Here is a 13920-nt window from a genome sequence, read left to right as displayed (position 1 = left end):
CGTCGGCTGCGCGCGCCCCCTTCACCCCGCGCCCCCCGTCCCGCACACGCGGCGAACGGCCCCACAGCACACCCACCAGGACCGGCGAACCACGTGAGCTCCTCTTCCTCCACCAACGGCCTGTCGCACCCCCAGGTGCGGCGGGGGAACCGTGGCGCTTATCGACTGGTGCGTACCCCGCCGGCCCGCGTGAATCCCCCTCGACTGGACGCCGCACAGCGCTCCGTGGTTGACCACGGGACCGGTCCGCTGCTCGTTCTCGCAGGCCCGGGTACCGGAAAGACCACCACCCTGGTCGAGTCCGTGGCCGCGAGGATCGCCCGTGGCGGGGACCCCGAGCGCATCCTGGTGCTGACGTTCAGCCGCAAGGCGGCCGTCGAGCTGCGCGACCGCATGTCCTTGCGCATCGGAACCGCGCGCGCCCCGCAGGCGACCACCTTCCACTCGTTCTGCTACGCCCTGATCCGCGCCCACCAGGACAGCGGCCTCTTCGTGGAGCCGCTGCGGCTGCTGTCGGGCCCCGAGCAGGACGTCACCGTCCGCGAGCTGCTCGCCGGCCAGGTGGACCTGGAACGGCTCGGACTCGCCCATGTGCGCTGGCCGGACGAGCTGCGCGCCTGCCTGACCACCCGCGGCTTCGCCGACGAGGTCCGCGCGGTGCTCGCCCGCAGCCGCGAACTGGGCCTCGGCCCCGACGCCCTGGACGCCTTCGCCCGCCGCATCGGACGCCCCGACTGGCGTGCCGCCTCCGCCTTCCTCGCCGAGTACCTCGACGTCCTCGACCTGCAGGGCGTCCTCGACTACGCCGAACTCGTCCACCGCGCGGTGCTCCTCGCCGGCCGCCCGGAGATCGCCGGACAGCTGGCCGCGCGGTACGACGCCGTCTACGTCGACGAGTACCAGGACACCGACCCCGCCCAGGTACGGCTGCTGCGCGCACTGGCCGGCGGACGCACCCTCGTCGCCTTCGGCGACCCCGACCAGTCGATCTACGCCTTCCGGGGCGCGGACGTGGGCGGCATCCTGGAGTTCCCGCACACCTTCCCCCGCGCGGACGGCCGCCCGGCCCCGGTCGCGGTGCTGCGCACCTCCCGGCGCTCGGGCGCCGCCCTGCTGGAGGCCACCCGACGGCTCACCCGGCGCATGCCGCTGCCCCGCCTGCCCGCCGAGAAGGCCCGCGCCCACCGGGAGCTGACCCCGGACCGGGACGGCGGCCGGGTCGAGGTGTACACCTACCCGACGTCCGGCACGGAGCTGGACAACATCGCCGACATCCTGCGCCGGGCGCACCTGGAGGACGGCGTTCCCTGGAACGACATGGCCGTCCTGGTCCGGGCGGGCGCCCGGACCCTCCCCGCCGTCCGCCGCGCGCTCACCTCGGCGGGCGTCCCCGTGGACATCGACGGCAACGACCTGCCCCTGCGCCACGAACCCGCGGTGGCCCCGCTGCTGACGGCCCTGCGCGCGGTGGCGACGGCGGAGGCGGGCGAACGGGAGGACGCGGGGCCCGGCCCCGAAGCGGAAGCGTGCTGGCTCGACACCGAAACCGCCCTCACCCTGCTCACCTCCCCCCTCGCCGGCATGGACGCCGCCGATCTGCGCCGCCTCGGACGGGCCCTGCGCGAGGAGGAGCGGGCCGCGGGCAACCCGCTGCCGCCGCCCTCGGACGAGCTGCTCGCGCGGGCGCTGGCCGAACCGGAGCGGCTCTCCGTGCACGACCCCGCCTACGCGCGGGGCGCCCAGCGCCTCGGAGGCCTGCTGCGCCGGGCCCGCGAGCGCCTGGCGGGCGGCGGTACGGCCGAGGAGGCCCTGTGGGACCTGTGGGACGGCACACCGTGGCCGGGGCGCCTGGAACGCTCCGCCCGGCGCGGCGGCGCGGCCGGCCGCAACGCCGACCGGGACCTCGACGCCGTGTGCGCGCTGTTCGCGACCGCCGCCCGCGCGGAGGAACGCACCGGCGGCGGGGGCGCCCTGAACTTCCTGGAGGAGATCGAGGCCGAGGACATCGCCGCCGACACCCTCACGCGGCGCGCCGTCCGCCCCGACGCCGTGCGCCTGATGACCGCGCACCGCTCGAAGGGCCTGGAGTGGCGCCTGGTCGTCGTGGCCGGCGTCCAGGAGGGACTGTGGCCGGACCTGCGCCGCCGCGGCTCCCTGCTGGAGGCCGACCGCATCGGCCGCGACGGACTCGCCGAGCCCCTTACCCCCGGCGCGCTGCTCGCCGAGGAACGCCGCCTGTTCTACGTCGCCGCCACGCGTGCGCGTGAACGGCTCGTCGTGACGGCCGTGAAGGCGCCCGCCGACGACGGCGACCAGCCCTCCCGCTTCCTGACCGAACTGGGCGTCGAGCCCAAGGACGTCACCGGGCGCCCGCGCCGCCCCCTGTCCGTCGCCGCGCTCGTCGCCGAACTGCGCGCCACGACGGTCGACCCCCGGGTCTCCGACACCTTGCGGGAGGCCGCCGCCCAGCGGCTGGCCCGGCTCGCCGCGCTCGCCGACGAGGACGGCCGCCCCCTGGTGCCCTCCGCGCACCCCTACCGCTGGTGGGGCATGTTCGAGCCCACGCAGAGCAAGGTGCCGCTGCGCAGCCGCGACCAGCCCGTCGTGCTCTCCGGCAGCGCCCTAGACCAGCTCGCCAACACCTGCGCCCTGCAGTGGTTCCTGGGCCGCGAGGTGAAGGCCGACGCACCCGCGACCGCCGCCCAGGGCTTCGGCAACGTGGTGCACGTCCTCGCCGACGAGGTGGCCTCCGGGCACACCCCGGCCGACCTCGACGTCCTCATGGAGCGCCTCGACTCGGTGTGGAACGCGCTCGCCTTCGACGCGCCGTGGAAGTCGGCGCAGGAGAAGGAGAACGCGCGCGTGGCACTCGAACGCTTCCTCGAGTGGCACGTCATGGACCGCTCCGGACGCACCCCGGTGGCCAGTGAACACGACTTCGACGTCACCCTCGAAGCGGGCGACTACGAGGTCCGTGTCCGCGGCCAGATGGACCGCGTCGAGGCCGACGGCGAGGGACGCGCGTACGTCGTCGACTTCAAGACCGGCAAACAGGCGCCCAGCGCCAAGGAGGTGGAGCGCCACCCCCAGCTCGCCGTCTACCAGCTCGCCGTCCAGGAGGGCGCCGTCGACGACCTCTTCGGCGGCGAGCGCCCCGAACCGGGCGGTGCCGAACTCGTCCAGCTGCGCCAGGGGGCCGCCAAACGGGACGGCGGCGAGACCCTGCCCAAGGTGCAGGCCCAGGAGCCGCCGGAGGGGGAGTGGATCGGTGACCTGCTGGCCACGGCCGCCGGCAAGGTCCTCGACGAACGGTTCACCCCGACCGCGGGCCAGCACTGCGCCCACTGCGCGTTCCGCGCCTCGTGCAGCGCCCGGCCCGAAGGGCGGCACGTGGTCGAGTGACCGGCGTGACGCATCGCACCCCCCGCACCGACCTGCGGTTCTCCACTCCCGGAGCGCTCCGACGGCGTCCGTTGTCAGTGACCGCCGCTAGATTCTGCGTGTGCCCGCCCGTATCAACGATCCCGATCAGCTCAAGGAGCTCCTCGGCATCCCCTTCACCCCGGAGCAGACGGCCTGCATCGTCGCGCCGCCCGCCCCGCAGGTGATCGTGGCCGGAGCCGGGTCGGGCAAGACGACGGTGATGGCGGCCCGCGTGGTGTGGCTGGTCGGCACCGGCCAGGTCGCCCCCGAACAGGTGCTCGGCCTCACCTTCACCAACAAGGCCGCCGGTGAACTCGCCGAACGCGTCCGCAAGGCGCTGATCAAGGCCGGCGTCACCGACCCCGACCCCCTCCCGTCACCCGGCCAGCACCCCTCGACGACAGCGCTTCGCGCCGACCCCTTCCCGTCGGACCCGGACCACCCCCCGGGCGAGCCCGTGATCTCCACGTACCACGCCTTCGCCGGCCGCCTGCTGACCGACCACGGCCTGCGCATCGGCCTCGAACCGACCTCCCGCCTCCTCGCCGACGCCACCCGCTACCAGCTCGCCGCGCGCGTCCTGCGCGAGGCCCCCGGCCTCTATCCGGCGCTCACCCGCTCCTTCCCCGACCTGGTCGGCGACCTCCTCACCCTCGACGCCGAGCTCTCCGAGCACCTCGTACGGCCCGAGGACCTGCGCGCCCACGACGCCGAGCTGCTGCGCACCCTGGAGAACACCAGGCTCACCAACGCCGACCTGCGCAAGGTCCCCGAAGCGGCCGCCGCGCGGCGCGAGCTCGCCGACCTGGTGCTGCGCTACCGGGCCGCCAAACGTGAACGCGACCTGCTCGACTTCGGCGACCAGATCGCCCTCTCCGCCCGGCTCGCAGCCCTCCCCGAGGTGGGCCGCCTCCTGCGCGACGAGTTCCGCGTGGTCCTCCTCGACGAGTACCAGGACACCTCCGTCGCCCAGCGCGTCCTGCTGGCCGGCCTGTTCGGCGGCGGCACCGGCCACCCGGTGACCGCCGTCGGCGACCCCTGCCAGGCGATCTACGGCTGGCGCGGCGCCTCCGTCGCCAACCTCGACGACTTCCCCGAACACTTCGCCCACGCCGACGGCCGCCCCGCCACCCGCCAGTCCCTCAGCGAGAACCGCCGCAGCGGCGGCCGCCTCCTCGACCTCGCCAACGGCCTCGCCGAGCCGCTGCGCGCCATGCACGCGGGCGTGGAGGCCCTCCGCCCGGCCCCCGGCGCCGAACGCGACGGCACCGTCCGCTGCGCCCTGCTGTCCACCCACGCGGAGGAGATCGACTGGATCGCCGACTCCATCGCCCACCTCGTGAACACCGGCAAGGCCCCCGGCGAGATCGCCGTGCTGTGCCGCACGGCCGGCGACTTCGCCGAGATCCAGGGCGCCCTCGTCGCGCGGGACGTCCCCGTCGAGGTGGTCGGCCTGTCCGGGCTGCTCCACCTGCCCGAGATCGCCGACCTGGTCGCCGTCTGCGAGGTCCTCCAGGACCCCGGCGCCAACGCCTCCCTCGTACGGCTGCTGACCGGCCCGCGCTGGCGCATCGGCCCCCGCGACCTCGCCCTGCTGGGGCGGCGCGCACGACGGCTCGTCTCCCACGCGCGCGTGGACGGCGACGACCCCGACCGGCGGCTCGCCGAAGCCGTCGAGGGCGTCGACCCGGCCGAGGTGATCTCGCTCGCCGACGCCCTCGACACCTTCCTGGAGACACCGCTGGACGGCCGCGGGGACGACGACGGCCTGCCCTTCTCACCGGACGCCCGCGTGCGCTTCGCCCGCCTGGCCACCGAACTGCGCGAGCTGCGCCGCTCCCTCGCCGACCCCCTCATGGACGTCCTGCACCGCGTCCTCGCCGTCACCGGCCTGGAGGTCGAACTCTCCGCCTCCCCGCACGCCCTGGCCGCCCGCCGGCGCGAGACCCTCTCCAACTTCCTCGACGTCGCCGCGTCCTTCGCCGCCGGCGACAACGAGGCCACCCTGCTCGCCTTCCTCGCCTTCCTGCGCACCGCCGCCCAGTACGAGAAGGGCCTCGACAACGCGCTGCCCGGCGGCGAGAACACCGTCAAGGTCCTCACCGCGCACAAGTCCAAGGGCCTCGAATGGGACGTCGTCGCCGTCCCCGGACTGGTCACCGGCACCTTCCCCAGCGGCCAGGGCCGCGAGAAGTGGACCGCGCAGGGCAAGGTGCTGCCGCACGGACTGCGCGGCGACGCCGACACCCTGCCCGACGTCGAGTCCTGGGACTCCCGCGGCCTGAAGGCCTTCCACGAGGCCATGAAGGAACACCAGCACACCGAGGAACTCCGCCTCGGATACGTCACCTTCACCCGCCCCCGCTCACTGCTCCTCGGCTCCGGCCACTGGTGGGGGCCCAGCCAGAAGAAACCGCGCGGGCCCTCCGACTTCCTCCACGCCCTCCACGCGCACTGCGCCGCCGGACACGGCGAGATCGAGGCGTGGGCCGACGAGCCCGCCGAGGACGAGGAGAACCCCGCCCTGCACCGGGCCGTCGACGACCAGGTGTGGCCCCTGCCCCTCGACGACGCCGCCCTCGCCCGCCGCCGCGCGGCCGCCGACACCGTCCTCGCCCACCTCCACCGCCTCGCCGCCCACCCGGACGGCCCCGCCACGGCCGTACACGACCCGGACACCCACGACGACCCGGACTGGCCGCCACCGCCCGACGACGAGGACCCCCTCCCCGAGGAGGACCCCTTCGCCGACGCCGGCCCGGACGACTGGGACTCCTGGAGCACCGCCCGCCCCACCGTCCCGCACCAGGCGACGGCGCCGGAACCCACCACACGCCCCGTCCCGGCGGAGCCCGCCCACCCGTCGCGCCCCCCTCTCACCCCCGAGGAGGCCCGTACCGTCGCCTCCTGGGACCGCGACCTCGACGCCCTCACCGGAGAGCTCCTGCACCTCCGCGCGAGCGTCACCGAGGTACCGCTGCCCGCCTCGCTGACCGCCTCCCAGCTGCTGCACCTGGCCGCCGACCCGGACGGCTTCGCCCAGGAGTTGGCCCGCCCCATGCCCCGCCCACCGCAGCCCGCGGCCCGCCGCGGCACCCGCTTCCACGCCTGGGTCGAGGCGCGCTTCGAGGAACTGACCCTGCCCATGCTCGACCCGGACGAGCTGCCCGGCAGCGACGCCGAGATCGCCGACGAACACGACCTGGAGGCCCTCAAGGAAGCCTTCGAACGCACGGAGTACGCCCACCGCACGCCCCACCGCGTGGAAGCCCCCTTCCAGCTGTCGCTCGCCGGCCGCGTCGTCCGCGGCCGCATCGACGCCGTCTACCGGAAGGACGACGAGGACGGGACGACGTACGAGATCGTCGACTGGAAGACCGGCCGCGACCGCACCGCCGACCCGCTCCAGCTCGCCGTCTACCGGCTCGCCTGGGCCGAACAGCAGGGCGTCCCCCCGGAGACCGTCACGGCCGCGTTCCTGTACGTACGCACCGGTGAGGTCGTCCGCCCCGACCCCCTGCCCGGCCGCGCGGAGCTGGAGCGGCTGCTGCTCGGGGAGCCGCCCGGTGAGATACCGCACTCCGAGGACACCGGCGCGGGCCGATAGGCTCGAGGACATGAGCCAGTCCGTTGACACCGCCGTCAGCGCCGTCCGTACGTACATCGCACAGCACCGTGTCGCCTTCCTCGACGACCTCACCGAGTGGCTGCGCATCCCGTCCGTCTCGGCCCAGCCCGACCACGCGCCCGACGTGCGCCGCAGCGCCGACTGGCTCGCCGCCGCACTCAAGGAGACCGGCTTCCCGACCGCCGAGGTCTGGCCCACCCCCGGCGCCCCGGCCGTCTACGCCGAATGGCCCTCCGCCGACCCCGGGGCACCCACCGTGCTGGTCTACGGCCACCACGACGTGCAGCCCGCGGCCCGCGAGGACGGCTGGGACAGCGAGCCCTTCGAACCCGTCGTCCGCGACGGCCGCCTCTACGCGCGCGGCGCGGCCGACGACAAGGGCCAGGTGTTCTTCCACACCCTCGGCGTCCGCGCCCACCTCGCCGCCACCGGCCGCACCACCCCGGCCGTCCACCTGAAACTGCTGATCGAGGGCGAGGAGGAATCCGGCTCCCCGCACTTCCGCGCGCTCGTCGAACAGCACGCGGACCGGCTCACCGCCGACGCCGTGATCGTCTCCGACACCGGCATGTGGTCCGAGGACACCCCCACCGTGTGCACCGGCATGCGCGGCCTCGCCGAGTGCGAGATCCGGCTGTACGGACCCGACCAGGACATCCACTCCGGTTCCTTCGGGGGCGCGGTGCCCAACCCGGCCACCGCCGTCGCCCGCCTGGTGGCCGCCCTCCACGACGAGCACGCGCGCGTGGCGATCCCCGGCTTCTACGACGGCGTCGTCGAGCTCACCGACCGCGAACGCGAACTCTTCGCCGAGCTGCCCTTCGACGAGGACCAGTGGCTGCGCACCGCCAGGTCCCACGGCACCCACGGCGAAGCCGGGTACAGCACTCTGGAGCGCGTCTGGGCCCGCCCCACCGCCGAGGTCAACGGCATCGGCGGCGGCTACCAGGGCCCCGGCAGCAAGACGGTCATCCCGTCCTCCGCCATGGTGAAGCTCTCCTTCCGGCTCGTCGCCGGCCAGGACCCCGAGCACGTGCGCGAGGCCGTGGGCGCCTGGGTGCCCGGACAGCTGCCCGACGGCATCCGCCACGAGATCTCCTTCAGCCCCGCCACCCGCCCCTGCCTGACACCGCTGGACCACCCGGCCCTGCGGTCCGTGGCCCGCGCGATGGGCCGCGCCTTCGACGCACCCGTCCGCTTCACCCGCGAGGGCGGCTCCGGACCCGCCGCCGACCTCCAGGACGTCCTCGGCGCACCGGTGCTGTTCCTCGGCATCTCCGTCCCGTCCGACGGCTGGCACGCCCCCAATGAGAAGGTCGACCTGGACCTGCTCCTCAAAGGCGTCGAGACCAGCGCGTACCTGTGGGGCGACCTCGCCGAGCACTGGCGGCCCGCCCCCTGATCCCGCACACCGTCCGGACCGGACACCCGCGCGGGGCACACTGGAAGGGACCCGCCGCCACGCCCCGCAGGACCCGGTCCCTCCCGCCGCACGTCCCGCCGAACCGCCCGCCGACCCAATCCGTTCCACCGGGGGAGTTGGAAGCACCCGTGACCACCTGGACCGACCACACCGCCGACCGACCCATCTCGCTCACCGCCCCGAGCGGCATCGACCGCGCCGCCCACCACCGGCTCGACGAGGCATGGCTCGCGGCGGCGTGGAGCCACCCCTCGACCCGCTGCTTCGTGGTCTCCGGCGGTCAGGTCCTCATCGACGAGGCGGCGGACGGACGTACCGAACTCGTCATGACCCCGTCCTTCGAGGCCCCGCTCACCGAGGCCCACCGCTACTTCCTCGGCAACGACGAGGACGGCGTCAGCTACTTCGCCCTCCAGAAGGACTCCCTGCCCGGCCGCATGGACGACTCCGCCCGCCCGGCGGGCCTGCGGGAGGCGGGACTGCTCCTGTCGCCGCGCGAGGCCGGCCTGATGGTGCACGCGGTCGCCCTGGAGAACTGGCAGCGGCTGCACCGCTTCTGCTCCCGCTGCGGCGAGCGCACCGTCATCGCCGCCGCGGGACACATCCGCCGCTGCCCCGCCTGCGGCGCCGAGCACTACCCGCGCACCGACCCCGCGGTGATCATGGCCGTCGTCGACGACCAGGACCGCATCCTGCTCGGCCGCCAGGTCCACTGGCCCGAGGGCCGCTTCTCCACGCTCGCCGGATTCGTCGAGCCGGGGGAGTCCATCGAGCAGTCGGTGCGCCGCGAGGTCCACGAGGAGGTCGGCATCGGCGTCGGCGAGGTCGAGTACGTCGCCAGCCAGCCCTGGCCCTTCCCGTCCAGCCTCATGCTGGGCTTCACCGCCCGCGCCACCACGACCGAGATCGACGTCGACGGCGACGAGATCCACGAGGCCCGCTGGTTCTCCCGCGACGAACTCGGCGCCGCCTTCGAGTCCGGCGAGGTGCTCCCGCCGTACGGCATCTCGATCGCGGCCCGCCTGATCGAGCGCTGGTACGGCAAGGAGCTGCCGACCCGCGGCGCCTTCTGACGGGACGCCCAGGACTCCGGCGGAGCCCCGGCGCCACGCAGCCGGGGCTCCGTCCCGCACACCGGCTACGCTGTCGGGCCGGACGGAGCCGTAGCGCAGGGGTCGTCGCGCGCGGTCTCCAAAACCGCGAGGACGCCGGTTCGAATCCGGCCGGTTCCGCCCTCCCCGCGCCCCTGAACACGAGCGTGCCCCCTCCGGTGACCTCGACCGGAGGGGGCACGACGCAGGAGGACGTCAGACCGCGAGGGCCTGCTTCACCTGGGCGAGGCTCGGGTTCGTCATCACGACCTCGTCACCGCCGACGGAGGGGACCACGCGCACCGTGGGCACCGTCTGGTTCCCGCCGTTCGCCTTCTCGACGAAGGCCGCGGACTCCGGGTCATGCTCGATGTTGATCTCGGTGTACGCGATGCCCTCGCGGTCCAGCTGACTCTTCAGCCGACGGCAGTAGCCACACCACGTGGTGCTGTACATCGTCACAGTGCTCTGCATGACTCTCGCGCTCCTTCGGCGGCTCGGGGAAGTCCTCGATGCGGGAGGAACGTACGTGAAAGCGCAAGTATTCCCGCCGGGTGCCGCACGGCTCCCCGTGATGCCCGCCGCATTAGTACGACCGCGAGGCCCTCCCTGTGGACAACCGGCTCATCCGTCTCCGGCGACCTGGCAGCATGGCTGTGTGACAGCAGCAACGCACTCCACCCTCTTCCCACGGGTACCGGACTCGGCCGACGCGGTGCTCGAAGGGCTCGACCCCGAGCAGCGCGCCGTGGCCACCGCCCTGCAGGGACCGGTGTGCGTACTGGCCGGCGCCGGCACCGGCAAGACCCGGGCGATCACCCACCGGATCGCCTACGGGGTGCGCGCGGGCATCCTCCAGCCCTCCAGCGTGCTCGCCGTCACCTTCACCAACCGCGCCGCCGGGGAGATGCGCGGCCGGCTGCGCCAGCTCGGGGCCGTCGGCGTCCAGGCCCGCACCTTCCACTCCGCGGCACTGCGTCAGCTCCAGTACTTCTGGCCGAAAGCGATCGGCGGCTCCCTGCCCCGGCTCGTCGACCGCAAGATCCAGTTGGTCGCCGACGCGGCCGTCGCCTGCCGCATCCGGCTCGACCGGGGCGAGCTGCGGGACGTCACCGCGGAGATCGAGTGGTCCAAGGTCACCCAGACCGTCCCGGCCGACTACGCGGCCGCCGCCGCCAAGGCCGGCCGGGAGTCCCCCCGCGACCCCGCCGAGATCGCCCAGCTCTACTCCGCCTACGAGGACCTCAAGCGCGAGCGCGCCGTCATCGACTTCGAGGACGTGCTGCTGCTGACCGTCGCGGTCCTGCAGGACCGGCACGACATCGCCGAGCAGGTCCGCGCCCAGTACCAGCACTTCGTCGTCGACGAGTACCAGGACGTCAGCCCCCTCCAGCAACGCCTGCTGGAACTGTGGCTCGGCGAGCGGGAGAACCTGTGCGTGGTCGGCGACGCCAGCCAGACGATCTATTCGTTCACGGGCGCAACCCCCGACCACCTGCTCGACTTCCGCACCCGCCATCCCGGGGCCACCGTCGTCAAGCTGGTCCGTGACTACCGCTCGACCCCCCAGGTCGTCCACCTGGCGAACGGCCTGCTCGCCCAGGCCCGTGGCCGGGCCGCCGACCACCGGCTGGAGCTGGTCTCCCAGCGCGCCGCGGGGACCGAGCCGGTCTTCACCGAGTACCCCGACGAGCCCGCCGAGGCGGAGGGTGCCGCCCGCCGCATCCGTGAGCTGATCGACGCGGGGGTCCCGGCGAGCGAGATCGCCGTCCTGTTCCGGACGAACGCCCAGTCCGAGACCTACGAGCAGGCCCTCGCCGACGCCGGCGTGCCCTACCAGATGCGAGGGGCCGAGCGGTTCTTCGGCCGTCCCGAGGTGCGCAAGGCCGGCATCGCCCTGCGCGGCGCGGCCCGCTTCGGCGGCAACGACACCCTCCTCGACGACGCCCCCGACCTGCCCTCCCAGGTGCGCGCCGTGCTCTCGGGCGAGGGCTGGACACCCCAGCCGCCGGCCGGTTCCGGAGCGGTCCGGGAGCGCTGGGAGTCACTGGCCGCGCTGGTGCACCTCGCCCATGACTTCGCCGCCGCCCGGCCCGGCGCCACCCTCGCCGACCTCGTCGCCGAACTCGACGAGCGGGCCGGCGCCCAGCACGCCCCGACCGTCCAGGGCGTCACCCTCGCCTCGCTGCACTCGGCCAAGGGCCTGGAGTGGGACGTCGTCTTCCTGGTCGGCGTCGCCGAGGGCATGATGCCGATCACCTACGCAAAGACCGACGAGCAGATCGAGGAGGAGCGCCGTCTCCTCTACGTCGGTGTCACCCGCGCCCGCGAGCGCCTCCATCTCTCCTGGGCGCTCTCCCGGTCACCCGGAAGCCGGCCGAACCGTCGCCCCAGCCGTTTCCTCCAAGGGCTGCGTCCCGGCTCGAACGCCGCCGCGGGCCGTGGCGGCGCGGTCGGCACGGGAGGTGTGGAGCACGGCTCGTCCGGGGCGGCGTCCGCCTCGGACGTCCGGCGTCCGAGGCGCGGGCAGCGCAGCCCCGCGCGCTGCCGGGTGTGCGGCCGCACGCTGACCGACGCGGGCGAGATGAAGCTGATGCGCTGCGAGGACTGCCCCACCGACATGGACGAGGGCCTGTACGAGCGGCTCCGTGAGTGGCGCGCCGACCAGGCGGGACGCAGCGGGCAGCCGGCTTTCTGCGTCTTCACCGACAAGACGCTGATGGCCATCGCCGAGACGGTCCCCGACGACGCGCACGCACTGGCCAGGATCCCCGGAGTGGGGATGCGCAAGCTGAGCCGCTACGGAACCGATGTCCTGGCCATCTGCGCAGGTCGTGACATCGACGGGGAACGGGATCAGGACTGATCCCAACTCGTCGGAAAAATAGTTTGCGCATGCCCCGGCAATCCCCATAGGTTCTTAGGCACGGGGACGGTGGCCTTCTCCAAGGCCCTGACTCCGTGTTGTACTTGCATATCCGCGGACCGGCTCACCCCGGTCCCCTAGACGCCGAGAGGAGGCGAGTCCAGTGATCAGCATCAACACCAGCACCAGCGTCAAACTGACCGATCGCTCGGCCGTCTCCCTGTGCATGCTCGGCGCCTCGAACCAGGGCACCGGTCTGTCCGGCATCCGTGCCGCACACCTGGCGTCCTCCCTTGCTCCCGCGGCTCCTGCCGTCCGTGAGCGCGATGAGCGACCGACCGAGGCACTGGAAGCGGTAGTGGCACAGGCGAAGGCCTATGCCTTTGCGGCAGCCGGTGCCGGATTCCGGAAGCAGACGACGCAGCACCACCTGATGTGGGCCTTCCGTGGGCCAGAACCCTGGAGTGATCCAGCCTGATCCGATCAGGCCGGCGCCTTCAGGGCCGCGGAACCCCATCCGGGATCCGCGGCCCTTCTGTTTTCCCTCAAGCGGGGAGAACGAAGCGCCCCGGGACAAGAAAAGACCCCGGTACCAGCCGCCACCCGGCCGACCGGCCGGAAACGACCAGACGAGGAAGACGACCCGTGCAACTCGAAGCGCACGTCCCGTTCGTACCGCCTTCCGACACGATCCCCAAGCCCGGCTCCACGGAGGACCCGACCTTGACTCCGCTCACCGCGCTCACCGCGCTCGACGACGCCATCGAGAACCTCGGCGTACCCGTCCCGTGCCGCTCCTACGACCCGGAGGTCTTCTTCGCCGAGTCGCCGGCGGACGTCGAGTACGCCAAGTCCCTCTGCCGCACCTGCCCGCTGATCGAGGCCTGCCTCGCCGGCGCCAAGGAGCGGCGCGAGCCCTGGGGCGTCTGGGGTGGCGAGCTGTTCGTCCAGGGAGTTGTCGTCGCCCGCAAGCGGCCGCGTGGCCGCCCGCGCAAGAACCCGGTCACGGCATGAACACCCCAGGAACGATCGACCGCCCCCTCACGCACGACCCCCAGAAGCAGGCCCCGATGATGCCGTCCACTCACGAGCCCGCAGGCTCCGCGACCGAAGACTTCACCACCAGCGGTGCGAACGACTCGCGCCAGAACAGGACCCGAGAGATGCAACTCATCCCAGAAGCCCTGGCCCGTGCGCATATGCACGAGCGACTGCAGGAGGCGCAGCGGGAGCGCCGGGCCGCGGGCCTGGTGACCGCTCGCCGGATGCAGCGCCGGGCCGAGCGCGCCTCCCGGCGCGCCCGCCGCGCGCTCGCCATGGCGGTCATGCAGTAACCGGTACCACCTGAAGCGGCGGTCTCCCCAGTCCGGAGGCCCAGCTCTCCCCGCGGGGGGGGGGGGGGGGGGACCGCGGCCCCCCCCCCCGGGGGGGGGGGGGGGGGGGGGGGGGGGGGGGGGGGGGGGGGGCCCGGCGGGGGGGGGGGGGGCGG

Annotated in this window: 9 protein-coding genes and 1 tRNA gene; 9 read left to right on the top strand and 1 reads right to left on the bottom strand. The window is 73.7% G+C overall.

What is annotated here, in order from left to right; translation table 11 throughout:
- Window positions 1-93: 93 nt before the first annotated feature.
- The 5 genes from ACH5AO_RS13055 to ACH5AO_RS13035 all read left to right on the top strand — a co-directional run bounded on the left by ACH5AO_RS13055 (window position 94) and on the right by ACH5AO_RS13035 (window position 9706).
- A complete protein-coding gene (locus ACH5AO_RS13055; RefSeq protein WP_398924308.1) occupies window positions 94-3402 on the top strand; it encodes an ATP-dependent helicase in 3309 nt (1102 codons plus the stop codon).
- Between the two features lie 100 nt (window positions 3403-3502).
- On the top strand, window positions 3503-7030 hold the full coding sequence (locus ACH5AO_RS13050; RefSeq protein WP_398924307.1) for an ATP-dependent DNA helicase: 3528 nt from the start codon (window positions 3503-3505) through the stop codon (window positions 7028-7030).
- A gap of 10 nt (window positions 7031-7040) precedes the next feature.
- On the top strand, window positions 7041-8453 hold the full coding sequence (locus ACH5AO_RS13045; protein WP_398924306.1) for a dipeptidase: 1413 nt from the start codon (window positions 7041-7043) through the stop codon (window positions 8451-8453).
- Between the two features lie 149 nt (window positions 8454-8602).
- The gene (gene nudC, locus ACH5AO_RS13040; protein ID WP_398924305.1) at window positions 8603-9547 is read left to right on the top strand and encodes an NAD(+) diphosphatase; all 945 of its coding nucleotides are present in this window, start codon (window positions 8603-8605) and stop codon (window positions 9545-9547) included.
- A gap of 84 nt (window positions 9548-9631) precedes the next feature.
- A tRNA-Trp gene (locus ACH5AO_RS13035) sits at window positions 9632-9706 on the top strand.
- A gap of 75 nt (window positions 9707-9781) precedes the next feature.
- Here the strand turns inward: ACH5AO_RS13035 and ACH5AO_RS13030 are convergent.
- The gene (locus ACH5AO_RS13030; protein WP_398924304.1) at window positions 9782-10039 is read right to left on the bottom strand and encodes a mycoredoxin; all 258 of its coding nucleotides are present in this window, start codon (window positions 10037-10039) and stop codon (window positions 9782-9784) included.
- A gap of 100 nt (window positions 10040-10139) precedes the next feature.
- On the opposite strand from ACH5AO_RS13030, the gene ACH5AO_RS13025 reads away from it, so the two are divergent.
- From ACH5AO_RS13025 to ACH5AO_RS13010, 4 genes are all read left to right on the top strand, one after another.
- Entirely contained in the window at window positions 10140-12431 is a 2292-nt protein-coding gene (locus ACH5AO_RS13025) for an ATP-dependent DNA helicase UvrD2 (protein WP_398924303.1), read from the top strand.
- Between the two features lie 163 nt (window positions 12432-12594).
- Window positions 12595-12909: a hypothetical protein gene (locus ACH5AO_RS13020; protein WP_398924302.1), complete on the top strand. Its 315-nt coding sequence runs from the start codon at window positions 12595-12597 to the stop codon at window positions 12907-12909.
- A 167-nt stretch (window positions 12910-13076) separates the two neighbouring features.
- Entirely contained in the window at window positions 13077-13445 is a 369-nt protein-coding gene (locus tag ACH5AO_RS13015) for a WhiB family transcriptional regulator (protein WP_398924301.1), read from the top strand.
- Window positions 13442-13765, top strand: coding sequence for a hypothetical protein (locus tag ACH5AO_RS13010; RefSeq protein WP_398924300.1), 324 nt, complete (start codon window positions 13442-13444; stop codon window positions 13763-13765). The genes ACH5AO_RS13015 and ACH5AO_RS13010 overlap by 4 nt, the downstream gene beginning before the upstream one ends.
- Window positions 13766-13920 lie beyond the last annotated feature (155 nt).

Origin of the sequence: Streptomyces sp. NPDC018964, assembly GCF_044390325.1 — a bacterium.
GTDB lineage: Bacteria > Actinomycetota > Actinomycetes > Streptomycetales > Streptomycetaceae > Streptomyces.
This window is presented reverse-complemented; position numbering and strand designations above follow the sequence as displayed.

Coding starts and splice junctions, on each gene's coding strand:
- ACH5AO_RS13045 (WP_398924306.1), top strand. CDS start 7,041: ATGAGCCAGTCCGTTGACACCGCCGTCAGCGCCGTCCGTACGTACATC.
- ACH5AO_RS13030 (WP_398924304.1), bottom strand. CDS start 10,039: ATGCAGAGCACTGTGACGATGTACAGCACCACGTGGTGTGGCTACTGC.
- ACH5AO_RS13025 (WP_398924303.1), top strand. CDS start 10,140: ATGCCCGCCGCATTAGTACGACCGCGAGGCCCTCCCTGTGGACAACCG.
- ACH5AO_RS13010 (WP_398924300.1), top strand. CDS start 13,442: ATGAACACCCCAGGAACGATCGACCGCCCCCTCACGCACGACCCCCAG.